The sequence below is a fragment of the Dokdonella sp. GW821-FHT11D02 genome (genome assembly GCF_058808595.1).
The window spans coordinates 549,610-573,167 of sequence record NZ_CM179520.1 but is presented as its reverse complement, the minus strand read 5'-3'; the positions used below and the strand labels follow the sequence as shown (position 1 = coordinate 573,167).

Annotated in this window: 21 protein-coding genes; 12 read left to right on the top strand and 9 right to left on the bottom strand. The window is 66.5% G+C overall.

Features of this window, described 5'->3' with window-relative positions; genetic code table 11:
- Window positions 1-49: 49 nt before the first annotated feature.
- The 9 genes from AC3QL3_RS02345 to AC3QL3_RS02305 all read right to left on the bottom strand — a co-directional run bounded on the left by AC3QL3_RS02345 (window position 50) and on the right by AC3QL3_RS02305 (window position 12,660).
- On the bottom strand, window positions 50-1,756 hold the full coding sequence (locus AC3QL3_RS02345; RefSeq protein ID WP_492896653.1) for a carboxypeptidase regulatory-like domain-containing protein: 1,707 nt from the start codon (window positions 1,754-1,756) through the stop codon (window positions 50-52).
- Window positions 1,753-3,942 carry a hypothetical protein gene (locus tag AC3QL3_RS02340; RefSeq protein WP_492896652.1) on the bottom strand — a complete coding sequence of 730 codons (2,190 nt, stop codon included), beginning with the start codon at window positions 3,940-3,942 and terminating at the stop codon, window positions 1,753-1,755. Before AC3QL3_RS02340 ends, AC3QL3_RS02345 begins: the two co-directional genes overlap by 4 nt.
- Complete coding sequence (locus AC3QL3_RS02335) at window positions 3,939-5,156, bottom strand: BatA domain-containing protein (RefSeq protein ID WP_492896651.1); 1,218 nt, start codon at window positions 5,154-5,156, stop codon at window positions 3,939-3,941. The genes AC3QL3_RS02340 and AC3QL3_RS02335 overlap by 4 nt, the downstream gene beginning before the upstream one ends.
- Window positions 5,153-6,055, bottom strand: a complete 903-nt coding sequence (locus AC3QL3_RS02330; RefSeq protein WP_492896650.1) for a DUF58 domain-containing protein — start codon at window positions 6,053-6,055, stop codon at window positions 5,153-5,155. The genes AC3QL3_RS02335 and AC3QL3_RS02330 overlap by 4 nt, the downstream gene beginning before the upstream one ends.
- Before the next feature lie 200 nt (window positions 6,056-6,255).
- Window positions 6,256-7,251, bottom strand: coding sequence for an AAA family ATPase (locus AC3QL3_RS02325; protein WP_492896649.1), 996 nt, complete (start codon window positions 7,249-7,251; stop codon window positions 6,256-6,258).
- 164 nt (window positions 7,252-7,415) lie between these two features.
- Window positions 7,416-8,123 (bottom strand): DUF4159 domain-containing protein, encoded by a 708-nt coding sequence (locus AC3QL3_RS02320; protein WP_492896648.1) that lies wholly within the window; start codon window positions 8,121-8,123, stop codon window positions 7,416-7,418.
- Window positions 8,124-8,230: 107 nt separating this feature from the next.
- On the bottom strand, window positions 8,231-9,571 hold the full coding sequence (locus AC3QL3_RS02315) for a TldD/PmbA family protein (RefSeq protein ID WP_492896647.1): 1,341 nt from the start codon (window positions 9,569-9,571) through the stop codon (window positions 8,231-8,233).
- Window positions 9,572-9,614: 43 nt separating this feature from the next.
- Window positions 9,615-10,949: a TldD/PmbA family protein gene (locus AC3QL3_RS02310; RefSeq protein WP_492896645.1), complete on the bottom strand. Its 1,335-nt coding sequence runs from the start codon at window positions 10,947-10,949 to the stop codon at window positions 9,615-9,617.
- 76 nt (window positions 10,950-11,025) lie between these two features.
- Complete coding sequence (locus tag AC3QL3_RS02305) at window positions 11,026-12,660, bottom strand: TldD/PmbA family protein (protein WP_492896644.1); 1,635 nt, start codon at window positions 12,658-12,660, stop codon at window positions 11,026-11,028.
- A gap of 436 nt (window positions 12,661-13,096) precedes the next feature.
- Between AC3QL3_RS02305 and queD the strand changes: the two genes are divergently transcribed.
- The 12 genes from queD (at window position 13,097) to AC3QL3_RS02245 (ending at window position 23,525) form a co-directional block, all read left to right on the top strand.
- Window positions 13,097-13,459, top strand: a complete 363-nt coding sequence (gene queD, locus AC3QL3_RS02300) for a 6-carboxytetrahydropterin synthase QueD (protein WP_492896643.1) — start codon at window positions 13,097-13,099, stop codon at window positions 13,457-13,459.
- A 253-nt stretch (window positions 13,460-13,712) separates the two neighbouring features.
- A complete protein-coding gene (locus tag AC3QL3_RS02295) occupies window positions 13,713-14,105 on the top strand; it encodes a phasin family protein (RefSeq protein ID WP_492896642.1) in 393 nt (130 codons plus the stop codon).
- 436 nt (window positions 14,106-14,541) lie between these two features.
- The gene (locus AC3QL3_RS02290) at window positions 14,542-14,910 is read left to right on the top strand and encodes an ATP synthase subunit I (protein ID WP_492896641.1); all 369 of its coding nucleotides are present in this window, start codon (window positions 14,542-14,544) and stop codon (window positions 14,908-14,910) included.
- A gap of 4 nt (window positions 14,911-14,914) precedes the next feature.
- Complete coding sequence (gene atpB, locus AC3QL3_RS02285) at window positions 14,915-15,763, top strand: F0F1 ATP synthase subunit A (RefSeq protein ID WP_492896640.1); 849 nt, start codon at window positions 14,915-14,917, stop codon at window positions 15,761-15,763.
- Between the two features lie 165 nt (window positions 15,764-15,928).
- The gene (gene atpE, locus AC3QL3_RS02280) at window positions 15,929-16,207 is read left to right on the top strand and encodes a F0F1 ATP synthase subunit C (RefSeq protein WP_492896639.1); all 279 of its coding nucleotides are present in this window, start codon (window positions 15,929-15,931) and stop codon (window positions 16,205-16,207) included.
- Between the two features lie 54 nt (window positions 16,208-16,261).
- Complete coding sequence (locus AC3QL3_RS02275; RefSeq protein ID WP_492896638.1) at window positions 16,262-16,732, top strand: F0F1 ATP synthase subunit B; 471 nt, start codon at window positions 16,262-16,264, stop codon at window positions 16,730-16,732.
- 2 nt (window positions 16,733-16,734) lie between these two features.
- Entirely contained in the window at window positions 16,735-17,268 is a 534-nt protein-coding gene (locus AC3QL3_RS02270) for a F0F1 ATP synthase subunit delta (RefSeq protein ID WP_492896637.1), read from the top strand.
- 185 nt (window positions 17,269-17,453) lie between these two features.
- Window positions 17,454-19,001, top strand: a complete 1,548-nt coding sequence (atpA, locus tag AC3QL3_RS02265; RefSeq protein WP_492896636.1) for a F0F1 ATP synthase subunit alpha — start codon at window positions 17,454-17,456, stop codon at window positions 18,999-19,001.
- A 130-nt stretch (window positions 19,002-19,131) separates the two neighbouring features.
- The gene (atpG, locus tag AC3QL3_RS02260; RefSeq protein WP_492896635.1) at window positions 19,132-19,995 is read left to right on the top strand and encodes a F0F1 ATP synthase subunit gamma; all 864 of its coding nucleotides are present in this window, start codon (window positions 19,132-19,134) and stop codon (window positions 19,993-19,995) included.
- A gap of 77 nt (window positions 19,996-20,072) precedes the next feature.
- Window positions 20,073-21,509 (top strand): F0F1 ATP synthase subunit beta, encoded by a 1,437-nt coding sequence (gene atpD, locus AC3QL3_RS02255; protein ID WP_492896634.1) that lies wholly within the window; start codon window positions 20,073-20,075, stop codon window positions 21,507-21,509.
- A 120-nt stretch (window positions 21,510-21,629) separates the two neighbouring features.
- Window positions 21,630-22,052 (top strand): F0F1 ATP synthase subunit epsilon, encoded by a 423-nt coding sequence (locus AC3QL3_RS02250; RefSeq protein WP_492896633.1) that lies wholly within the window; start codon window positions 21,630-21,632, stop codon window positions 22,050-22,052.
- 132 nt (window positions 22,053-22,184) lie between these two features.
- Window positions 22,185-23,525 (top strand): hypothetical protein, encoded by a 1,341-nt coding sequence (locus AC3QL3_RS02245; protein ID WP_492896632.1) that lies wholly within the window; start codon window positions 22,185-22,187, stop codon window positions 23,523-23,525.
- The last annotated feature ends 33 nt before the right edge of the window (window positions 23,526-23,558 follow it).

The following is a 23,558-nucleotide window of genomic DNA, read 5'->3' as shown; positions in this document are numbered from 1 at the left end:
ACCCGGGCGACCCTAGCGCCTCGAGCGCGCAGCGGCAATGTGCGGATCGTCACTGCACGGCGCTGCCGCGCTCGAGCCACCACAGCGCCGCTACCGCGGCGAGCCAAGCGAGGAAGAACGGCCAGCGCGGCCACGGCACCTCGCGCGAGGCGCTCGCCGCGGTGACGGACGAGGCGCCGAGCAGTGCGCGCGTCGCACGCTCGGTGGCGCCGGCGGCGAGCGCAGTCGATTCGCCGGCGGCGCGCACGTAGAACGGCCATCGCGCGCCGCCGCTGACGAGAACATGCCAGCCGGGTTGCGCCGGCCAGTACGCGGCGCAGCGCGCGGCATCGGCGAACAAGGCCGTGCGCGCGCCGGTTTCATCCTCGACCGCCGCCGCGTCGGCGAGACCGCATAACACCGCGCGCTGGTCGACGCGCGCATCGGTCGGCAGCTGCGGCGCTGCCTCGCCGCGCGCACGCGCGACGGCGGCCAAGCTCTCGCTCCACAAGGTTCCGAACGCGGCAGCGGCACCGCCGAGGTTCAAACGATAGCTGTCGGCGAGCAGCCACAACGCGATGCGGCCGCGGCCCGAATTGCCGACCCAGGCGAATACGGCGCCGTCGTCGGCGCGCAGCAGCGGCGCCGCCTGCGTTGCATCGACGGTGATCGCGCGGCGCGCGAAGCTGTAGCCCGAATCGCTCAGCCCGAGTGCGCGATCGAGCGCGGCCGGCGGCGCCGCCTGCGCTGCTTCCACGCGATAGCCGAGCTCGGCCCAGTCGGCCGCGACCGGTGCCGGCAGCGGACCGGTTACGCGCAACAACAAGCCCAGCCCTTCGCGCACGGCGTTGCGCAGCAGGTCCTTTCGCTGTGTGTCGAGCGCGGCCCAGGAACGTTCGTCGAGGATCGCCAGATCGGCGCCGCGCAAAGTGTCGGCATCGAACTCGAGCGCACCTTCGTGCAAGGCGACGCCATCGCTCAAGGCAATCCGGCTGTCCAAGGCCACACCGGCATCGGCCGCCCAGCGACGCAGATACTTGAGTTCGGCATCCGGCGCGCCGGCAAGCAGCAGAATTTTTAAAGCGGCGCCGGCCTGCGCCGCCAGCGGCAAGGTGGCCTGGTCGACGCGCACGCCGTCGCGATCGAACACGTTCAACGCGAACGCCGCCATGCCCTCGGCTTTCGCGCTCGCGGTGAGATCGAAACGCCCCTGCGCATCGAGCGCTTGCGTGGCGACGACCGCGCCGGAAGGATCGCGCAGCTCGACGCGACCGCTCGGCAAATTTTCGACACGGCCGCTCGCGCGCCACAGGCTGCCGGCGCGCACCGCGCCGGGCACGTTCAGTTCGACCAGGCCGCGCGGCAGCGGCGCCGCATCGAAGGCGGCGACCAGTCCGCGCGCGGCATCGCGATCACGGCTCGGCAGACCGCCGCCGACGATGTGCAGACGGCGCGCCTCCGGATGCCGGCGCAACGCGGTGCCGAGGTCCGGCACGCGCTCGATGGCGGCGGTGTCGACACCGGGCAGTGCGACGCGATTGGCTGCCGACGCCGCTGCGATTTGCGCCGGAGTCGCAGCCGGCGTCAGCACGACCAGTTCGTCGGCAGCAAACGGTTCCTGCGCGAGCGGCGGAAACAGGCACAGGTACAACAGCGCCGCGGCGAGCCACTGCAATCCGATGCGCAGCCCGCGCCGCCGCGGCGCACGCCAGGCAGACCAGCTGCCGAACGCGGCGGCGAGTACGAGGACGAACGCGACCAGCATCGCCGTACTCATGGCGAAGCTCCCGTGTCTTTCTGCAGCGCGTCGAGATAGGTTCGACCGGCCGCGTCCGGCAGCGCTCGCGGCGCGCTCGCCGCCGCAGGTGCCGGCAGCAGAGCCCACAACAAATTGCGCAACGCGCTGCGGCATTCGGCGCAAGCCGGCTCGCGCTGCGCGCGATCGATCGCGGCGATCACCGCCAGCGCATCGGGCAGGCTGGTTTCGCGTGCGTGCAGCCAGATTTGCGCGGCACTCCAATCCAGCGCGGAACCCGTCGCCAAGGCGTGCCACAAGGCGACGATCGGCGCCGCATCGTCCGTCGCCGCGACCAGCGAACCGGGACGATCGTCGACACCCTTGCGTTCGCCGCTGAGCCGGCGCGATTCGTCCGGCGGCGGCAGCTCGAGGCCGACGCGCGCGAGATAGATGCGCGTGGACTGCTGCACCTGCTTGATGAATTCGAGCGCGCGATGCTCGTACGGCAGCGCCTCGTCCGGGCGGCCCTGGCGCAGATGCAATTCGGCCTGCCACATTTCGCCGAGCGCGGATTTCAGGATCGCCTTGGTTTCCGGATCGAGCAAGGTTGCCGCTTCGGCGATGTCGTGCACGTGGCCGAACTCCGCCACGATGTCGCCTTCCTGGCCGAACTTCGACGGCTCTTCGCGCGCACGACCGCCGTGATGATCGTGCGCTTCGGCCGCCTGCGCGTGCTCGTCGTGCGCTTCGTGTTCCTCGTGCTCGCCGGCATGCTCGTCGGAGGATTGCGCCGCCTGCTCTTGCGCCTGCGCATGCTGGGCGTGCGTCTCCGATTCCTCGCCGAGGAACTGGCCGTAGCGCAGGCGCAGGATTTTCTGGTCGACGCCGATTGCATCCGAGCGCGCAAGAAAAGCCGCCTCGGCGAGTTGGCTGCGCTCGGCCAGCAGCGCTTCGCTGTCGATGATGATCTGGCGTTGGCTGCGGAAATACGCCGGCATCGTCTTCTGCACGATGCCGTCGAGGCCGGCGCTTTCGCTCGACGCCTCGGGCGGCCAGCGCAGGATGAAGCTCGCGCTGCGCGTGACGTTCGGCTTCGGTTCGCGGTTGTCCGATACCGCGAGCCGCACGATGACGTCGTCGCCGACCGCCAAACCGAGCGCCGCGAGATCCAGCGTGTGCGAATAGCGCATCGCCACTCTCGATCCGCCGGCCGCGATCGGCTCGCCCTGCAGCGCGATCGTCTGTTCTTTAAACGTGAGGTTCTCGCCGCCGCCTTGCGCCAGGGTGATCTGCAACTGCGCGTCGGCGATGCCGTAGTCGTCGTCCGCTTCGAAGGCGAGGTTCCAGCTCTTCTGCTGCGCTTCGAGCAGGGTCAGAGTTTTGGTCGGTTCCTGCACGCGCACCTCGGGCGCGCGATCGGCGATCGCGTCGAGCCGGTGCAGGCGATCGTCCGCAGGCGGCGGCGCGCCTTCCAGCACGATGCGATACAGGGTCGATGCGGACAACGTGCGTTCGCCGCGCCAGTCGCTGCCCTCACGCACCAGCTCGACGCGGCTGCCGTCGTGGAAGCTCAGCGCGGCGGCGCTCGGTACCGGATCGAAGCGCAGACTCCAGCGCAAGCGCGAACCTTCCGCCGCTTTCGCTTCGAGCGCTTGCTCGCTGCGCGACGCGATGCGCGTGTAGGCCGGCGCCTCGATCTCGATCTGGGTGCGAAGCAGCGCCGTCGATGTCGCCGCAGTGCCGGCGGCGGCGCGATCGGTCTGTGTGTCGGTACCTCTGCGCGGCTGCCACAGCGCCGCGGCCAGCAGCAGCACGAGCGCGACGCCGAAGGCCGGCAGCAAGCGCGACCACGGCCACGCCGGTCGCAGATCCGGCGCGGTCTCGGCCAGACGCGCCTGCACGCGGGCCTGCTGCAAGCGCTGCAGCGACGTCAATGTCGCAGCGTCGGCGAACAGCAAGGCGGCGCTGTCGTCCATCTGCACCGAGCCGGCGTCGAGGCGGCGTGCGAGCCAGCTCGCGTCGACGCCGCGCCAAGCGCTCCAAGCCACCACCGCGGCCAGCGCGAAGGCGAATATCAGCGCGATGCCGGCCGCCATCGCGCCGCCGCCGCGTGCTGCGAGAGCGGTCAGCGCGATCATCAGCGGCACGGCGGCGCAAGCGACGATCGCGAGTCGGCGCCGCGCCGCTGCTGCACGCAGACGATCGAGGCGAGGATCCAGACTCATGCGCGCCCCTCGCGTCCATCGGCGGCAACGGGCGTATCGGCATCGTCCGCGTACGACGTTTTCGCGCCCCGCGTCGCCACGATGCGTTCGAGCAGGAACAAGCCGGCGATCGCGAGGGCGAACCAGGCGTCGAGCGGACGTAGGTTCGCCGGCGAACGCAGCGGCGTGAGACTGCCGGCGCCTTCACCGCGCGGATGCATCGATGCGGCCGGCGCGCGCGACGGCGGCACCGCCGCACCGGCAAACGCCGCGTGTAGGCGCGCGGGAAAATCCGCCTCGAGCAGCAACGGCAACTGCGCCGGATCGAACGCGCCGGCCAGCGCGATGAGACGGCCGCGGCCGCTCGCCACGCTGCGCGCCAGCACGCGTCCGTCGGCATCGCGCCAGAGCGGCGCGCCGTCGACCTCGCCGCGGTTCGCGACCACGGCGGTGCCGCCGCGATCGAGCCATTGAGTCAGCGCCGGCGATGGCGCGGCCAGCCAGATCAACCAGCGAACCTCGTCGCCCGGCACTGCGTCGCCGGCTTGCGCGTCGAGTTCGTAGCGCGACGGCTCGCCTTGGTTCCAGGCCGCGACTGCTGCGCGCAGATAGCGCAACGAAGGCTCGGCTTCCGGCGCATAGCGCACGGCGAGGCGAATTCGATCCGCGGCGGCGGCGGCCGGTGCATCCGGCGAACGCCCGGGCACGATGCGCCAATCAATCGCGCGCGTCAGTTGCAAGCGTTCGCCGTCGAGCCCGCCCAATTGCTCGGGCACCACGGCGATCAACGGCGCGGTGCGCGGCAGTTGCGCGTCGAGTTCGCGCAACAGGCTGGCGACCGGCACGTCCGTGGACGGCGACGCGTCGTCGATGCCGGGAAATTGCGGCGCCAGCCAATGCCATTGCGCATCGGTGGTGCCGACCACCGCGCGCGCATCGGTGAGCGCGACGCCGGGCGCGACCACCACCCACGATCGCGCCGGTTCCGCGTCGCCATGCCACACCGGCCGTGCCAGCAACACGGCCAGCAACGCGAGCAGCAGCAGCCGCAGCAGCAACAGCCATGGCCGCTCGAAACGCAGACGCCGTTGCGGGCGCAGGCGCTCGCCGATCCAACGCAGCGCGGCGAACTCGGTGGTCTTGAGTTCGAGCCGGCGCACCAAGTGAATCAAGAGCGGCAGAGCGAGCGCCGCCAGTGCGGCGAGGCCGAGCGGTGCGAGCAAGGTCAGACTCATGCGCTCAGCCTTCCGCTGCGTGCGCCGTTCGCGCCGAACAGCGCGCGCAGGGGTTCTTGCAAGGGGCGGTCGAGCATGTATTCGACGTGCCGGATTCCGGCCGCTTCGAAGCGCCGCGCCAGTTCCGCGCGCGCCGCGGCGAAACGTTCGAGATAGTCCTTGCGCACCGCGGCCGCTTCGACGCGGCGCTCGGCGGCGGATTCCGGATCGCGGAAGCGGTGTCCGCCGGCGAACGGAAAATCGCGCTCCTCCGCGCTGAGCAGTTGCACGGTCAGCACTTCCCGTCGCGCCGCGGCGAGACGCACGGCGAGTTCGACGGCGGCCTCGTCGAAGAAGTCCGACAGCATCAAGACGATCGCCGGCGGTTGCAGGCGCTCCCACAAGGGCCGCTGCGTCGCCGCTTCGGGCCAGCTGCCGGCCGCTTGCACGCGCGCGAGTTCGAGCTGGCAGCGGTCGCGCTGGCGCGCGCCCGTCGCGGCGGTGGCGAAAGCGGGGGCGGCTCCCGCACACGTGACCAGGCCGAAGCGATCGCCCTGGCGCAGGGCCAACTCGAATACGCAGGCGGCCAGGGTCTTCGCCGCATCGAGCTTGCTGTAATCGGCGCGTGCCGCATCGGCTTGGCGCATCGAGGCACTGGCGTCGAGAACGGCCCACACGGTCAGCGGGCTGTCGCGCTCGGCTTCGCGCACGAAATACCGATCCGAGCGCGCGTACAACTTCCAATCGATGCGCCGCAATTCGTCGCCCGGTTCGTAGGCGCGGTATTGGGCGAATTCGAGCCCGGCGCCGCGGCTGCGGCTGGCATGCTGGCCGAGGCCGTCGCCGCCGGCACCGCTGCGCGCGGTCAGGCGCAGGTCGCGCAGATGGGCGCGCAGCTCGGGCGGGATCTGTTGCGTCATCGGCGGGCGCCCGCGGCGGCTGCGATTTTTGTTCTCGTGCATGCGAGATCGGCGCGCGGCGGCGAGAACGGGCGAGGAAGAATTTGAAACGTGGTTGCCATGCTTCTCTCACCCGCCGCGCGATGCGCGGCGACCTCTGCCGCGAGCGGAAGAGGTAGGCGACGTTTCGTTGTGGGCGCCGTGAACACGAAACGCGGCGCTCAGGATGGGAACGGCACCGAGCGCAGCAGCGCGGCGACGACGTCGTCGGTGCTGCGCTGTTCGGCTTCGGCGGCGAACGACAGCAACAGGCGATGGCGCAGCACCGGCGAGGCCAGTGCTTTGACGTCTTCGCGCGTCGCCGCCAGGCGGCCGTGGATCAGCGCACGCGCCTTCGCCGCGAGCACCAAGGACTGCCCCGCGCGCGGACCTGCGCCCCAACGCACCCACTCGCGCACTTCGGCCAGTTCGCTGGTCTGCGGACGCGAGGCGCGCACCAGGCGCGTGATCCAAGCCAGCACGTCCGCACCGACGTGCACCTCGCGCGTCAGCTTCTGCACCGCGAGCACTTCTTCGGCGCCCATCACCGCGGCGATGTCGGCGGCGGCGCTGCCGGTGGTCTGCGCGAGAATTTCGCGCTCCTCCGACTCGTCCGGATAGTCGACGCGGATGTGCAGCAGGAAGCGGTCGAGCTGCGCCTCCGGCAAGGGATAGGTGCCGGCCTGTTCGAGCGGGTTCTGCGTCGCCAACACGAAGAACGGTCGCGGCAAGGTGTGGGTGGTGCCGGCGTAGCTGATCGTGCGCTCCTGCATCGCCTCGAGCAGGGCCGATTGCGTCTTCGGCGGCGTGCGATTCAACTCGTCCGCCAAGAGCAGGTTGGTGAACACCGGCCCCTTCTGGAACTTGAAGTAGCGCTTGCCGGTGCCGTGGTCCTCTTCGAGGATCTCGGTGCCGACGATGTCGCTCGGCATCAGGTCCGGCGTGAACTGGATGCGGCGGAAGTCGAGCGCCAGCGCTTGACCGAGCGAACGCACCAGCAAGGTCTTGCCCAGGCCCGGCACGCCTTCGAGCAGGCAGTGGCCGCCGGCGAGCAGGCCGATCAGGAGCTGCTCGACGACCTCGCGCTGGCCGACCACGACTTGCGCGATCGCGACGCGCAGTGCGGCGAGCTTGGTGAGCTGGTGTTGCACGGATTGTTCGGTGATTGCGTCGTTCATTGCTTTGGTGTTCTGCAGGAATCGTTGATTTCCCTACTCCCACTTGTGGAATAGGTGTTTTGAAGGGGCGGACGACGATTAGCTTGCTGCTGTATTCCGATTTCTCCCTCACCCGCAGCTTCGCGGCGGCCTCTCCCGCCAGCGGGAGAGGTGATCGCCATCGTTCACGTGGTCAGCGCGTAGACCACGACATTGACTGCGAACTTGGTGTTGTCTTCGGCGAGGAAGCGTTTGTTGCGCCAGTCGTAATCCCATTCGCAGCCGTAGTCCTTGTTGCTGTAGAGCAGGCCGAGACGACCGCCGATCTCGATTCCTTTCAGATACTCGTGCACGATGTCGTCGCCCCAGCCGTTCAATTCGAACGCGGTATTGGGCGGGCCGTCGAACTTGAAGAACGCATCGAACAACGGATGCTTCTTCGGCAGTTTCTGCAGCGCGTCGGCGCCGAAGATCGTCGCCATCTCGCGTTCGAAGGATTTCGCGAACAGGCCGTCGATGTCGTGGTTGCAGTCGTCGACCAAGACGAAGCCGCCGTTGCGCACGTAGCGCTCGAAGTTGCGCCGCTCGTCGGGATTGAACTCGACCAGCTTGTGCCCGGCGAGATAGCAGAACGGCGCCGCCAGCATGCGCGCATCGGCCAGCGGCAGGACGCGCTCCTTCGGATCGACGCGCAAGGTGGTGTACTGGATCAGCGCATCGAGCAGGTTCGAGGGCATGCGCGCGTCGACGTCCCAGTCGCCCGACTCGTACATCAGACGCGTGAACCAGAAATCGAACGCCGCCTCGTCCGCGCGCGCATGCCGTGCCAGCGGCGCTGCGGCGAGTCCGCCGGCAGCGGCGAGGAGGAGGCGGAGGAATTCGTTGCGCGTCATGGGGGAGCGGGGATTGGGGATTCGGGATTGGGGTTTGGATGGAGCAAGTGACACATGGCATGCAGGCTTTCTTTTTCGAATCCCGAATCCCCAATCTCGAATCTCGGCTACACCGCGTCGGACAGCGAGGTGAAGGTGAAGTCGCGCAGCTTCAGCGCCGGCAACAGCATCGGAAAGCCGAGGTCGAAGAAGAACACCGTGCGCTCGGAACGACCGACGTCCTCCACGTTGTTGAGCGCGACCACGATCGATTCGTTGAAGCGGAAGTTTTTGATCGGGTATTTGATGCGACCGTCTTCGATGTAGAACGTGCCGTCGCGCGTCAATCCGGTCAGCTGCAAGGTCTGCGGATCGACCATGTTGACGTAGTGGGTGCGCGTGATCAGGAGGCCTTTCTTGGTCGACGCGATCAGATCCTGCGTCGACTTGTCGCCGCCGGCCATCACGACGTTGCCGATGCCGCCGCTCGGCGACTTGCCCTTCACGCCGGCCCAGTAGCGCGAGTAGCGCAGGAAATCGACCTTGCCGCGAGTCACGATCGGGGTACGTCGGCGCGCCACGTCTTCCTCGTCCCAGGGCAGCGTCGCGACGCGCGCGTCCCAGGGGTCGGCGTGAATCGTCACGCGCTCGTCAAAGAGCTTTTCGCCGAGACGGTTGCCGCCGCCCTTCTTGGTCAGAAAGCTGCGCCCCTCATCGGCCTCGCGTGCGTCGAAGCCGCCGCTGGTCAGCCAATACATGATCGGCATCAACGCCTGCGGTTCGAGGATCACCGTGTACTTGCCCGGTTCGAGCGCGCGTGCGCCGACCGATTCCTGCGCCTTGCGCGCGGCGACCTCGACCGCCTCGCGCACGTCGAACGCGGCGACGTCGGCGACGTTGCGCGCGACATAGCCCGAACCGCTGCCGTCGGCGCTGCGCACGGTGCAGGTGAAGTCGATCGTGGTGCTGCGCTGGAAGCCGAAATTGCCCCTGCTGCTGGCGACGCCGGCGAACGCCTGCGTGTCGGTGAAGAAGCCAGCCGCGACGAGGCCGCGCTTGCGGCAGCGTTCGATGCATTCGGCCGCGACCCGGCTGCGATATTCCGGCGTGACCGCGGCGCTGGCGGCGACGAAGGTCTGGCTCGGCGCGTAGGTCTGGCGTTCGAGCGCCGGCACGAACTCGGGATTTTCCGGCGCCAGCCGCGCCAGCTCTTCGGCACGGCGCACGGCCGCGGCCAGCGCGGCATCGTCGAACTGGTTCACGCTGGAAGTGCCGACGCGCCGGCCGAACGCGACTTCGATCGTGAGCGTCGCGTCGTCGACCGAACCGCTGGTCGAAACGGTGTTGGCGGCGTAGCGCACGTTGCCGGTGCGCGCGCCGCTCAGGCGCGCGACGCATTGATCGGCCTTGGACAGGCCGATCGTTCGATCCAGAATCGTTTTGGCGGCGGCTTCGTCGAGTACGCTCATGCGGCTTCTTCCATGGCGCTCGCGCGAAACCGCCGCTACTTCGTCAGACCGCGTCGGACAGCGAGGTGAAGGTGAAGTCGCGGATCTTCATCGGCGGGATCATCATCACGAACGGCGACTCGTCGTCGCCCACGCGCTCGGGCTTGCCCATCTCTTCGATGTTGTTGAGCATGATCGGGGGCGATTCGTTGAAGCGGAAGTTCTTGATCGGGTACTTGATCTCGCCGTTCTCGATGTAGAAGGTGCCGTCGCGCGTGAGACCGGTGAGCAGCACGGTCTGCGGATCGACCATGCGGATGTACCAGGTGCGCGTGACGAGGATGCCCTTCTTGGTCGACTTGACCAGATCCATCGTCGACTTGTCGCCGCCGAGCATGATCAGGTTGCCGGGTTGGCCGACCGCCTTCTTGCCCTGCTTCTGCGCCCAGTAGCGTGAGTAGTGCAGGTAGTCGACCTTGCCCTTGGTCACGATCGAGGTCTTCTCGCGCGCGAGGCCGTCGTTGTCCCACGGCAGCACGGCGGCGTTCGGGTCCCACGGATCGGCGTAGATCGTCACGCGCTCGTCGAAGAGTTTTTCGCCGACCTTGTTGCCGCCGCCTTTCTTGGCCAGGAAGCTGCGGCCTTCGTCGGCGCGGCGCGCGTCGAAGCCGAACATCATGAACGAGATCAGGCCCGCGGTCGCCGCCGGTTCCATGATCACGGTGTACTTGCCCGGCTCCAGCGCCTTCGCGTCGGCCGAACCCTTGGCCTTCTGCATCGCGGTCTTGATTTCGCTCTTGGCGTCGAACTTCGACACGTCGGCGAGATTGCGCGCGACCCAGCCCGAGCCCTTGCCGTCTTCGGTGCGCACGGTGCAGGTGAAGTCCATCGAGGCGGACTTCTGGTAGCCGAAGTTGCCCTTGCTGTTGGCCAGACCGACGAAGCTCTGCCCATCGGCGAAGAAGCCCGCCGTGATCAGCTTCTCCTTGCGGCAGGGCTCGATGCAGTCCGCCGCGACCTGGGCGCGGTACTCGGGCGTGATCGCCGCGGTCTTCTCGACGAAGGTCGAGCTCGGCTTGTAGTTCTGCTTGTCGATGGCCGGCACGAATTCCGGATTCTCCGGCGCGAGCTTGGCCAGTTCTTCGGCGCGGCGCACGACGGTTTCGATCGACTTGTCGTCGAACGCGTTGATCGTCGCGGTGCCGACGCGCTTGCCGAACGCGACTTCGATCGCGAGATCGGCGTCGCTGACGTAACCGCTGGTCGACACGTTGTTGAGCGCGTAACGCACGTTGCCGCCGCTGGAACCGGTCAGCGTGGCGGTGCACTCGTCCGCCTTGGAAAACTTGATCGCCTTGTCGAGGATCGCCTTGGCTTGTTCTTCGCTGTAAATCGTCATCCGATGTCTCCCGTGATAGCGGCGCTCGCAGCGCACGCTCTTATCAATCCCGAATCACCCATCTCAAAGCCCGGCTTCATCCCAGGCTGCGCGCGGTGTTGATGACGTTGACGCCGTTGAAGCGCGCCGTGCTCGAACCGTGAGAAACCGCGGACACCTGGCCGGGCTGGCCCTTGCCGTCGAAGAACGAGCCGCCGAGGCGGTAGTCGCTTTCGTCGCAGACCGCGACGCAGGAATTCCAGAATTCCGGCGTGCGGATCTGGTAGGCGACGTCTTCGATCGGCTGGGTCACCTTGCCGTTCTTGATCTCGTAGAACATCTGGCCGCCGAACTGCGCGTTGTAGCGCTGCTGATCGATCGAGAACGAACCGTCGCCGACGATGTAGATGCCGTTTTCGATGTTCTTGATCATGTCGGCCGGGGACAGCTTGTCCTTGCCCGGCGCGAGCGAGATGTTCGCCATGCGCTGGAACTGCACGCTCGACCACGAGTCGGCGTAGCAGCAGCCTTGCGATTCCTTCAGGCCGAGGATGTGCGCCTGATCGCGGATGACCTGATAGTTGACCAGGGTGCCGTCCTTGATCAGATCCCACTTCTGCGTCTTGACGCCTTCGTCGTCGTAGCCGACCGCGCCGAGCGAGCCGGGCTGGACCTTGTCGGCGAAGATGGTGACCTTGTCGCTGCCGTACTTGAACTTGTCCTTCAGCTTGTCCAGCGTGGCGAAGCTGGTGCCGGCGTAGTTCGCCTCGTAGCCGAGCACGCGGTCGAGCTCGAGCGGATGGCCGACCGATTCGTGGATCGTCAGCCAGGTGTGCGTCGGGTCGAGCATCAGGTCGTACTTGCCCGGCTTGACCGACGGTGCGGTGAGCTTTTCCTTAGCTTGCTTGGCCGCGGCGATCGCATCGGCCTTCATGTCGTAGGAGTCGCGATAGACCACGGCGCCACCGGGCAGCTCGATCTTGTCGCTCGGTTTCGCGTCGAGGTATTCAAAGCCCATGCCGCGCGGCGCGGACAGGCCGTCGCGCGTGCGGAACTTGCCGCTCTTCTGATCGACCGCGGTGACTTCCATCGGCGCCCAGATGCGATGCACGTCCTGGTCGATGTAGGAACCGTCGGTGGAGGCGAAGTACTTCTGCTCGTTGACCAGGAACAGGGTCGAGTTGACGAAGTTCGCGCCGGCCTTGATCGCCTCGGCGTTGACGCCGAGCAGGAGATCGACCTTGTCCTTGATCGGCACCGCCATCGAATTCTTCACGATCGGCGTCTTCCACGACACTTCGCCGACGCCCTTCACCGGCGCCAGCTGCACCGGCTCGCTGCGCAGGCGCGCGTTCGCCTTGGCGATCGCGACGGCCTGCGCCGCCGCTTTGGCGATCGCATCGGTGGAGAGGTCGCTGGTCGCGGCGAAGCCCCACGAGCCCTTCGCGATCACGCGAATGCCGATGCCGGCCGACTCGGTGTTGACCACGTTCTGTACCTTGTCTTCGCGGGTGACGACGAACTGGCGCAGATAGCGGCCCAGGCGCACGTCGCAGTAGGTCGCGCCGCCGGCCTTGGCCGCATTCAGCGCGACGTCGGCGAGTTTCTTCTTGCTCGCCACGTCGAGCTGGCTGAGCAATTCCTCGGCCGCGATCGCGCGCCCGTAGAATGTGGGAATCACCAGACCGCCCAGGCTCGCGCCGGTGATCTTCAGGAAATCGCGTCTGTCCATTGCCCCTCCGAGGTTTGTTTTTCGCGGCTTGATCGCTCGTGAAGCGGCGATGTTGTCGAAGCCGGCCGGCCAAGTCACGTGACAAAGGGCATGGTCGTATCCGCCCGTCCGGGCGGATACGGGCGAGGCAGGATGCCGAGCGGCGGCGCGCCAAGGATGGCTACTTGTGCATACCTGACACGCCCCTCCGGGCGGGCGTGGGCGAGGCAGGATGCCGAGCGGCTGCACGCCAAGGATGGCTCCTTGTACCAAGTCCACACGCCCCTCCGGGCGGGCGCGGGCGAGGCAGGATGCCGAGCGGCGGCGCTCCAGGGACGGCTACTTGTACCAACCTCCTACGCCCGGGCAGGCGCGCGAGAGGCAGGAGTTGTACGTCCTATGGACAAACGCTCGATCCGCCGCGAACGCGCAAGCCGCCGATGTAGACTTCGCGCCCATGGAAATTTCCAAGACTTTCCACCTCGAAGCCGCGCACCGCCTGCCCAACGTGCCGGCAGGACACAAATGCGCGCGCCTGCACGGGCATTCGTTCCGCATCGAAGTGCACGTGCGCGGTCCGCTCGATCCGCAGCTGGGTTGGGTGATGGACTTCGCCGACATCAAGAGCGCGTTCGCGCCGCTGTTCGAGCAGCTCGACCACCGTTATCTCAATGAAATACCCGGCCTGGAAAACCCGACCAGCGAGATTCTCGCGCGCTGGATCTGGGACCGGTTGCGGCCCGAGCTGCCGCTCTTGGCGCGCATCGTCGTGCACGAGACCTGCACCTCGGCCTGCAGCTATTCCGGGCCGGAAGACTGAATCCCGCTTGCCGCGCAGCGCCGCTGGCGCGCGTCGGCCGGATTCTTGTGCGGATGCCGCAACTGCGGCCTCGCGCAAATCTGCAACCGGCTTCTCGGTTTCCGCCGGGTTCACATCAAAGTAACTGATCGGTAACCGTTTCGGCGCGAGTCTAGGCCGGCCTGGCACGTCCGTGAGCGAAACTTGTTGCATCGCAACAAAGACGCTGCTAGGATGCTTGCCACATCCCCCCATTCCCTTTCGAGGCAACACCATGTTCGAGCAGATCAATTCGCAGTCGTTGGCTCTGGGCAAGAGCTACGCCGATACCTTCGTCAAGGCTCAGGGCCTGGCCCTCGCCGGTTTCGAGCGCATCACCGAGCTGAACCTCAAGACGTTCGAAGAGCGCATCAAGGCTTCGGTCGACTTCTGGTCCGAAGCGGCCGAAGTGCGTGACCTCGAAGGCGCCAAGGCGATCTGGCCGAAGGGCGTGCAGCTGGCCAAGGAAAATGCCGAGAAGTTCTATGCCAACAGCCAGGAAGTCCTCGGCGTCTCGCTGAAGACCTCCGAAGCGATCGGCGCGCTGGCCAAGGGCTCGTTCGAGACCACCAACGAGACGATCACCAAGCAGGTCAATGCTGCCAAGAAGGCGACCGGCGCGCGCTGATTGGCGTAACCACGTCAGAGAGAGCACAGCCGCATCCCCCTCCCCCGCGGCTGTGCCTATTCCAGGCCGGACTTTGTCCGGCCTTTTTTTTGCGGGTTTGTTTGTGCGGTCGTCCGTGACCGCTGCGTCTCGGAAGGTCGAGGCATCTGTGCGAAGCGCGATTTTCCTTGGGATCCAACGCGGCCATCCATGGCCGCACTCTTCATCAAGAGCAATCAAACGAGGTTGCATTTGCTGCACTGCGGCGCGTGCGGCGATATGCCGCTTGGTGATGGGGGTTCGCAAATCGAGCTGTGGCGCGGGACGGCGGGTTTTCGCCGGAATCCCGATTGCAGCGGCGCCGCCGCCATTGATAAACTTGAAATCCTTTGTGGAGAGGTGGGTCGCGCCGGGAGACGCGCGCCGCAGCCCCTTCTCCCGTCCGTGGGAACGTCCAGTGCGCAATTCCATCGCCCATGGCTGGCACATGGCGCTGCGCACGGTGCTCCTGCAGGTCGGTGCAAGCATGATCACGGCGTTGGCAGCGACAGCCTGGGGCTGGCGCGCCGGCGTCGCGGCGCTGATCGGCGGTCTGATCATCGCCGCTGGCAACGGGTTTTTCGCGCTGCGTCTGTTCGGCCGCGGAGTCGTGTCGGCGCGTAGCGCGCTGCGCTCCGCCTACGCCGCGGAAGCGCTGAAGTGGTTCTGGCTGTGCGCGATGCTGTATCTCGCCATCGCCGTGTGGAAACTGCCGTTTCCGGGGCTGATCGCCGGGATTTTGGCAGCGCAAGTCGCTTTTTGGATCGCCCTCATCGCAACCAGGTAAGCCCATGGCCAGTGAAGAAGCCGGTTCGGCCAACATGACCGAATACATCCAACACCACCTGCATCATCTGCAGTTGAGTGTCGGCGACGGCGTGTTCATGAAGATCAACCTCGATACGTTGTTCTTCACCGCACTGACCAGCTTCATCTTCCTGTTCCTGTTCCTGCGCGTTTCGCGCAAGGCCACCGCCGGCGTGCCGGGCAAGCTGCAGTGCGCGATCGAGATGGTCGTCCTGTTCGTCGACGGCCTGGTCAAAGAGACCTTCCACGGCGACAGCAAGATCATCGCGCCGCTCGCGGTCACCATCTTCTGCCTCGTGTTCCTGATGAATTTCATGGACATGATCCCGGTCGACTTCCTGCCGTGGGTATGGGGCAGCGGCCACGCGCTGGCCGGCCACGATCCCGCGCACGCTTACTTGCGCGTGGTGCCGACCGCCGACTTCAACACCACGCTCGGCATGGCGCTGACCGTGTTCCTCTTGATCCAGTACGTCGGCATCAAGCACAAGGGGCTGGGCGGCTTCTTCAAGGAATGGTTCACCGCGCCGTTCGGCAAGTACGCCTTCCCGGCCAATCTCCTCTTGCGCGTGATCGAAGAATGCGTGCGCCCGGTTTCGCTGAGCCTGCGACTGTTCGGCAACATGTACGCCGGTGAGCTGATCTTCATCCTGATCGCAGTGATGACGCTCGGCGCGGGCCTGTCGCACTTCTCGACCTATCTGCTCGGCTTCGGTCAGGTCATCGCCGGCTTCGCTTGGACCGCGTTCCACATTCTGATCATCACGTTGCAGGCGTTTATTTTCATGACGTTGACGATCGTGTACCTCAGCATGGCTGCGGAGCATCACTAAGAGCAGGCCGTCACAAGGGTTTCGTTGTCTGTGCGATCGTCCGTGATCGCGAAGATCAAAAAGCGGCCATCCGTGGCCGCACTTTTCAACTAAGAGCTGTCTTCGTTGGATCGCTTCACCAGTACCCGCTTTCTTTTCACTTAGCCTAGAACCTCGGAGAACACCATGGAAAACATCGCCCAGATCGGCAGTCTGCTGAGCATGACCGTCATCGCCGCCGGCCTTCTGATCGGCCTCGGCGCGCTCGGCACCGCGATCGGCTTCGCGCTGCTCGGCGGCAAGTTCATCGAAGGCGCTTCGCGCCAGCCGGAACTGACGCCGATGCTGCAGACCAAGATGTTCATCGTCGCCGGCCTGCTCGACGCGGTGCCGATCATCGGCGTCGCGATCGCCCTGCTGCTGCTGTTCGCCAACCCGCTGCTCGGCTACCTCGGCGTCAAGTAAGAACCCCGCAGCGACCGCGCGACGGCCATGGCCGTCGCGCCGCAGGAGCATTCCATGATTCCCAATCTCACTCTGGTCATCCAGGGCGTCGCGTTCTTCCTGGTGGTCTGGCTGGTCATGAAATTCGGCTGGCCGCAGATCATCGCGGCGATCGAAGAGCGCCAGAACAAGATCGCCGAAGGCCTGTCGCAAGCGGAGAAGGCGCGCAAGGAGCTCGCCGACGCCGACGCGCGCGTGGCCGAAGAGATCAAAAAGGCGCGTGCCGAAGCCGTCGCGATCATCGACAAGGCGCACGTGCAGGCCGCGCAGATCGTCGACAAGGCCAAGCAGGACGCGATCGTCGAGGCGACCAAGCAGAAAGCGATCGCCGCGGCCGACATCGAGGCGCAGGCGCACAAGGCGCGCGAGGAATTGCGCGGCAAGGTCGCCACGCTGGCGGTCGCCGGTGCCGAGAAGATCTTGAAGCGCGAGATCGACGCGAACGCGCACAAGGCTCTGATCGACCAGCTCGTCACCGAGATCTGACGATGTCCAGCGCCCTCACCCTCGCACGCCCTTACGCCCGCGCCGCGTTCGAACTGGCCCGTTCCGGCAATTCGCTCGGGGACTGGGCCGGCAAGCTCGCGTTCGCCGCGCAAGTCGCCGCCGATCCGCGCGTCACCGTGCTGTTCGGCGATCCGCGTGTGGCGCAGAAGGATCTCGCCGCCCTGGTCACGCCGGAAGGCGAGCCGGCGGATTCGGCCTTCGCAGGTTTCCTGCGTGTCCTGGCCGACAACCGCCGCCTGCCGGTGCTGCCGGAGATCGGCGCGCTGTTCGAAGAGCTCAAGCACGAAGCGGAGCGAGTGCTGAAGGTCAATCTGCGCTCGGCTGCGCCGATCGACGCAGCCGAAACCGCCAAGCTGAAGGACGCGTTGAAGCGCCGCTTCGGCCGCGACATCGAGATCGAGCAGTCGATCGACGACGGCATGCTCGGCGGCGTGGTGATCGACGCCGGCGAAATCGTCATCGACGGTTCCGTGCGCGGACGCCTGGCGCGACTGCAGCAAGCGCTCACGCATTGATGGATTTTCGACCCGTCGACGCCGGATGCGTCGACGGGTCGGTTTGCAACTCGACGTCGGAGGTCAAAAGTCGAAGCTCAACCGCGGTCCGCCGCGCCTGGTTGCAGCGTTGATTTTCGACTTTTCACTTTCGAACCCTTGGACCCACGTCGCATCCCCCGGGTGCACGAGCAGGAACCACCACCATGGCTACTACGATCAATCCGTCCGAAATCAGCGAACTCATCAAGAGCCGCATCGAACAGTTCAAGCTGTCCGCCGAAGCGCGCAACGAAGGCACGTTGACCTCCGTGTCGGACGGCATCGTGCGCGTGCACGGCCTCAACGACGTGATGTCGGGCGAAATGATCGAATTGCCCGGCGACACCTACGCGCTCGCGCTCAACCTCGAGCGTGACTCGGTCGGCGCGGTCGTGCTCGGCGACTACGAGCACCTGCGTGAAGGCGACACCGCCAAGACCACCGGCCGCATTCTCGAAGTGCCGGTCGGCCGCGAACTGCTCGGCCGCGTCGTCGACGCGCTCGGTAATCCGATCGACGGCAAGGGCCCGCTCAACGCCAAGCACAGCTCGCCGGTCGAGAAGGTCGCGCCGGGCGTGATCTGGCGCAAGTCGGTCGACCAGCCGGTGCAGACCGGTTACAAGTCGGTCGACTCGATGATTCCGATCGGCCGCGGCCAGCGCGAGCTGATCATCGGCGACCGCCAGACCGGCAAGACCGCTCTCGCCGTCGACGCGATCATCAATCAGAAAGGCTCCGGCATTAAGTGCATCTACGTCGCCATCGGCCAGAAGCAGTCGTCGATCGCCAACGTCGTGCGCAAGCTGGAAGAGAACGACGCGCTGGCGCACACCGTCATCGTCGCCGCCTCGGCCTCCGAATCGGCCGCGATGCAGTACATCGCGCCGTACGCCGGTTGCGCGATGGGCGAGTACTTCCGCGACAACGGCGAAGACGCGCTGATCATCTACGACGATCTCACCAAGCAGGCCTGGGCCTACCGCCAGATCTCGCTGCTGCTGCGCCGCCCGCCGGGCCGCGAAGCGTATCCGGGTGACGTCTTCTACCTGCACAGCCGCCTGCTCGAGCGCGCCGCGCGCGTCAACGAGGAGTACGTCGAGAAGCACACCAACGGCGCCGTCAAGGGCAAGACCGGCTCGCTCACCGCGCTGCCGATCATCGAAACGCAGGCCGGCGACGTGTCCGCGTTCGTGCCGACCAACGTGATCTCGATCACCGACGGCCAGATCTTCCTCGAGACCGACCTGTTCAACGCCGGCATCCGCCCGGCCGTGAACGCCGGCATCTCGGTGTCGCGCGTCGGCGGTGCGGCACAGACCAAGATCGTCAAGAAGCTGTCGGGCGGCGTGAAGCTCGCGCTGGCGCAGTTCCGCGAGCTGGCTGCGTTCGCGCAGTTCGCCTCCGACCTCGACGCCGCCACGCGCGCCCAGCTCGAACGCGGTCAGCGCGTGACCGAGCTGATGAAGCAGAAGCAGTACGCACCGCTGTCGATCGCCGAACTCGCGCTGTCGGTCTACGCGGCCGAGAAGGGCTACCTCGACGATCTGCCGATGAACAAGGTGCTGCCGTTCGAAGCCGCGCTGCACCAGCACTTCCACAGCAACTACGGCGATCTGATGAAGAAGATCGTCGACAGCGGCGACTGGAACAACGACATCGAAGGCGCGTTCAAGAAGGGCCTGGAAGAATTCAAGAAGACTGGTACTTGGTGATGCCGTGATTGGAGATTGGGGATTCGGGATTGGGCAGAGCGATCGCCCGCCGTCCGCGAAAACCTGCCTTTCTCCAATCCCCAATCTCCAATCCCCAATCCCGTCGAAGCGAGCGTAGCGAGCAAGAACCATGGCAGGCGCAAGAGAAATCCGCACCAAGATCAAGAGCGTCGCGAACACGCGCAAGGTGACGCGCGCGCTCGAAATGGTCTCGGCGTCGAAGATCCGCAAGGCACAGGACCTGATGAGGGCCTCGCGTCCGTACGCGCGCCTGATGCGCCAAGTCATCGGCCACATCGCGCATGCGAACGTCGAGTTCAAGCATCCGTTCCTGATCGAGCGCAGCGAGGTCAAGCGCGTCGGCTACATCGTCGTGTCGACCGACCGCGGCCTCTGCGGCGGCCTCAACACGAACCTGTTCCGCCGCCTGCTCGGCGAGATCCGCGAGTGGCAGAACAAGGGCGTCGAAGTCGACGTCGTCTGCATCGGCCAGAAGGCGACGCAGTTCTTCCGCCGCCTCAAGGTCAACCTGGTCGGCTCGGTCACGCATCTGGGCGAGCGGCCGCAGATCGCCGAGCTGATCGGCGTGATCAAGGTCATGCTGGACGAGTACACGGCCGGTCGCGTCGACCGCCTCAACCTCGCCTACAACGACTTCGTCAACACGATGACGCAGAAGCCGACCATCGACGCGCTGCTGCCGTTGCCGCCGTCCGAGCAATTGGCCAGCACGCACGCGTGGGACTACATCTACGAGCCGGACGCGGCGACCGTGCTCGAGCACGTGCTGACGCGCTACATCGAATCGCTGGTCTATCAGGCGGTGCTGGAGAACCTCGCCAGCGAACACGCCGCGCGCATGGTCGCGATGAAGGCCGCGTCGGACAACGCGACCAAGGCGATCGGTTCGCTGACCCTGGTCTACAACAAGGCGCGCCAGGCGGCGATCACGCAAGAGATTTCCGAGATCGTAGGAGGAGCTGCTGCGGTGTAACCGCAGTTGCTCGTTGAAACAGCGGCGACGTCCAGCGGCGCCACGACAAATTCGAAAGAGTCATCCGGAGCATCCCAATGAGCCAGGGCAAAGTCGTACAAATCATCGGCGCCGTCGTCGACGTCGAATTCCCGCGCGAGTCCGTGCCGAAGGTGTACGACGCGCTCAATGTCGAGGGCGCGGCCGCCCCGATCACGCTCGAGGTGCAGCAGCAGCTCGGTGACGGCGTCGTGCGCACGATCGCGCTCGGCTCCACCGACGGCCTAAAGCGCGGCCTGGTCGCGAAGAACACCGGCGAAGGCATCAAGGTGCCGGTCGGCAAGGCCACCCTCGGCCGCATCATGGACGTGCTCGGCAATCCGATCGACGAAGCCGGTCCGATCGGCGAGCAGGATCGCTGGGTCATCCACCGCAGCGCGCCGTCCTATGACGACCAAGCGGCGGCCAACGAGCTGCTGGAAACCGGCATCAAGGTCATCGACCTGGTCTGCCCGTTCGCCAAGGGCGGCAAGGTCGGCCTGTTCGGCGGCGCCGGCGTCGGCAAGACCGTCAACATGCTCGAACTGATCAACAACATCGCGACCCAGCACTCGGGTCTGTCGGTGTTCGCCGGCGTCGGCGAGCGCACGCGCGAAGGCAACGACTTCTACCACGAGATGATCGACGCGGGCGTGGTCAAGCTCGACGACAAGACGCAGTCGAAGGTCGCGATGGTGTACGGCCAGATGAACGAGCCGCCGGGCAACCGCCTGCGCGTCGCGCTGACCGGTCTGACCATGGCCGAGTACTTCCGCGACGAGAAGGACGCGAGCGGCAAGGGCAAGGACGTGCTGTTCTTCGTCGACAACATCTACCGCTACACGCTGGCCGGTACCGAAGTGTCGGCGCTGCTCGGCCGTATGCCGTCGGCGGTGGGCTACCAGCCGACCCTGGCCGAGGAGATGGGCGTGCTGCAGGAGCGCATCACCTCGACCAAGACCGGCTCGATCACCTCGATCCAGGCCGTCTACGTGCCGGCGGACGATTACACCGATCCGTCGCCGGCGACCACGTTCGCGCATCTCGACTCCACCGTGGCGCTGTCGCGCGACATCGCTTCGCTCGGCATCTACCCGGCGGTCGATCCGCTCGCTTCGACCAGCCGCCAGCTCGACCCGCTGGTGATCGGCCAGGAGCACTACGAAACCGCGCGTCGCGTGCAGGGCATCCTGCAGCGCTACAAGGAACTGAAGGACATCATCGCGATCCTCGGCATGGACGAGCTCAGCGAAGACGACCGCAACACGGTCTACCGCGCGCGCAAGATCGAGCGCTTCTTCTCGCAGCCGTTCACGGTGGCGCAGGTGTTCACCGGCGCGCCGGGCAAGTACGTCACGCTGAAAGAGACCATCCGCGGCTTCAAGATGATCTGCGACGGCGAATGCGACCAGCTGCCGGAACAGGCGTTCTACATGGTCGGCGGCATCGACGAGGCGTTCGAGAAGGCCAAGGCGATGGAGAAGAAGGCGGCCTAACGGCCGAGATTGGGGATTTGGGATTGGGGATTCGGTAGAGCCTAAAGCCGCCGTTCCTCGCTTTTCCGAATCCCCAATCACCAATCCCCAATCCCGTCGATCGAACGAAGTGAGAGAGACATGAGCACCATCCACTGCGACATCGTCAGCGCCGAGGAAGAGATCTTCAGCGGCGAGGCGCAAATGGTCATCGCGACCGGCGAAATGGGCGAGCTCGGCATCGCGCCGCGCCATGCGCCGCTGATCACGCGGCTCAAGCCGGGTCAGGTGCGCGTGCAGCTGGCCAGCGGCGAGGAGCAGTTCTTCTACGTCTCCGGCGGCATGCTCGAAGTGCAGCCGAGCGTGGTCACCGTGCTCGCCGACACCGCGATCCGCGCCAAGGATCTCGACGAGTCCGCCGCGCGCAAGGCGAAGGACGAGGCCGAACGTGCGCTGTCCAACCGCACCGACGCGCTCGAAGTCGCGCAGGCGCAGGCGCAACTCGCGCAGGCGCTCGCACAGCTGCAGGCGCTGGAAAAACTGCGCCAGTCGCTCAAGCACTGAGCGGTTGAATCCGCTCGTGCAAGCGAAAACGCCGGCGCATGCCGGCGTTTTCGTTTCTATGCTCCGCAACTGCATCACGCGCGGCCACCGCCGCAGTTGCGGCGACCGAGCGAACGTGGCGAACTCGCACCGATGAAATCCGCCTCCCCATGGCTGCCCTGGTCCGGCGTGTTCGCCGTCCTCCTGCTGCTGCAAGGGCCGCTGATCGGCAACCCCGGCTATTTCAGCCACGACGAGCTGCAGTGGTGGGCGCGCGCGAACGTCTCCGGCTGGGCCGCGTTGCCGTGGGAGTCGTGGACGGATTTCGGCGTATTCCAGTACCGCCCATTGACGTTCAATCTCTGGCTCGCGCTGTCCTACACCCTGGCCGACTGGCCTTACGCGCTGCATGCGGCGGTCGTCGCGCTCGGCAGCGTCAACGCGGTGCTGCTCGGTCGCTGCATCGAGGGCGCCGGCGTCGCTCGCCGCATCGCCGTCGTCGCTGCGTTCGTGTTCGTGCTGACGCCCTACGTCGCCTACACGCACGGCTGGGTCGGGACTCTGGCCGATCTTCTGACCTTGCTGATGGCCTTGCTCGGACTGCGCCTGCTGCAGTCGATGGCGCACCGTTCCGTCGGCCGCGACCTCGTCGTCGCCACGGGCGTCGCCGCGCTGGTGGCCGTCGCGCTGTTGTGCAAGGAGTCGGCGGTGGTGGTGCCGGCGATTCTGCTCGCCGCCGTCTATCGCCATCCGCGGCCGCGCGCCGTACTGACCGCCGTCGCGATCGCGGCGCTGCCGGTCGCGATCTATCTGCTGCTGCGGCTGCCGCTCCTGCTCGCCACGCCGACCGGCAACGAGAGTTACGCCTGGGCGCTCGGCCATATTCCGCGCCGCTTCGCCGAATACCTACTGTTTCCGTTCCTGCCGCCGCTGTTCGAAGTCGGCCCGAGCCTGGCCAAGAGCCCGGCGCGCCTCGCCGCGGCGGCGGCCTGCGTGATCGCGCTGCTGGCGGCACTGGCGACGAACGGCTGGCGCTGGCCGGTGGCGTGGCTGGCGCTGTTCGCGGCGCTGTTGGCGCCGGTGCTGATCCTCGCCATCAGCTACGGCCAGTACGCCTATCTCGCCAGTGCCGCCACCGTCGGCATCGCGGCCGCGGCCTGGCCGCAGTTGCGCGGCGCGCCGCGGATCGCGCTCGCCTTCGTCACCGCGGTGGCGCTCGCGCACGGCGTCACGATCCAGTGGCGCATGCGCGACATCGGCATCGTGCAACGGACTTTCTATGGTGATCTCGTCGCGCTGCTGTCGACCACGTCCGCGCCGTTGCGCATCGTCCCGGCCGACGAGAGCGACCGCTGGATGATCGGTCGCCTCCTCATCGGCGTGCCGAGCTATCGCGGCATGCCCATTGCCGGACGCGTGAGCCTGGTCGAACCCGGCGAAACGGCTGCGCTGACGATGCAGCGCGACGGGCATCTGGTCGCAAGCACGCGCTGAGCGCCGCTAACACTCACCTCACACCCTCGACGT

Coding starts and splice junctions, on each gene's coding strand:
- AC3QL3_RS02345 (WP_492896653.1), bottom strand. CDS start 1,756: ATGAGTACGGCGATGCTGGTCGCGTTCGTCCTCGTACTCGCCGCCGCG.
- AC3QL3_RS02340 (WP_492896652.1), bottom strand. CDS start 3,942: ATGAGTCTGGATCCTCGCCTCGATCGTCTGCGTGCAGCAGCGGCGCGG.
- AC3QL3_RS02335 (WP_492896651.1), bottom strand. CDS start 5,156: ATGAGTCTGACCTTGCTCGCACCGCTCGGCCTCGCCGCACTGGCGGCG.
- AC3QL3_RS02330 (WP_492896650.1), bottom strand. CDS start 6,055: ATGACGCAACAGATCCCGCCCGAGCTGCGCGCCCATCTGCGCGACCTG.
- AC3QL3_RS02325 (WP_492896649.1), bottom strand. CDS start 7,251: ATGAACGACGCAATCACCGAACAATCCGTGCAACACCAGCTCACCAAG.
- AC3QL3_RS02320 (WP_492896648.1), bottom strand. CDS start 8,123: ATGACGCGCAACGAATTCCTCCGCCTCCTCCTCGCCGCTGCCGGCGGA.
- AC3QL3_RS02315 (WP_492896647.1), bottom strand. CDS start 9,571: ATGAGCGTACTCGACGAAGCCGCCGCCAAAACGATTCTGGATCGAACG.
- AC3QL3_RS02310 (WP_492896645.1), bottom strand. CDS start 10,949: ATGACGATTTACAGCGAAGAACAAGCCAAGGCGATCCTCGACAAGGCG.
- AC3QL3_RS02305 (WP_492896644.1), bottom strand. CDS start 12,660: ATGGACAGACGCGATTTCCTGAAGATCACCGGCGCGAGCCTGGGCGGT.
- queD (WP_492896643.1), top strand. CDS start 13,097: ATGGAAATTTCCAAGACTTTCCACCTCGAAGCCGCGCACCGCCTGCCC.
- AC3QL3_RS02295 (WP_492896642.1), top strand. CDS start 13,713: ATGTTCGAGCAGATCAATTCGCAGTCGTTGGCTCTGGGCAAGAGCTAC.
- atpB (WP_492896640.1), top strand. CDS start 14,915: ATGGCCAGTGAAGAAGCCGGTTCGGCCAACATGACCGAATACATCCAA.
- atpE (WP_492896639.1), top strand. CDS start 15,929: ATGGAAAACATCGCCCAGATCGGCAGTCTGCTGAGCATGACCGTCATC.
- AC3QL3_RS02275 (WP_492896638.1), top strand. CDS start 16,262: ATGATTCCCAATCTCACTCTGGTCATCCAGGGCGTCGCGTTCTTCCTG.
- AC3QL3_RS02270 (WP_492896637.1), top strand. CDS start 16,735: ATGTCCAGCGCCCTCACCCTCGCACGCCCTTACGCCCGCGCCGCGTTC.
- atpA (WP_492896636.1), top strand. CDS start 17,454: ATGGCTACTACGATCAATCCGTCCGAAATCAGCGAACTCATCAAGAGC.
- atpG (WP_492896635.1), top strand. CDS start 19,132: ATGGCAGGCGCAAGAGAAATCCGCACCAAGATCAAGAGCGTCGCGAAC.
- atpD (WP_492896634.1), top strand. CDS start 20,073: ATGAGCCAGGGCAAAGTCGTACAAATCATCGGCGCCGTCGTCGACGTC.
- AC3QL3_RS02250 (WP_492896633.1), top strand. CDS start 21,630: ATGAGCACCATCCACTGCGACATCGTCAGCGCCGAGGAAGAGATCTTC.
- AC3QL3_RS02245 (WP_492896632.1), top strand. CDS start 22,185: ATGAAATCCGCCTCCCCATGGCTGCCCTGGTCCGGCGTGTTCGCCGTC.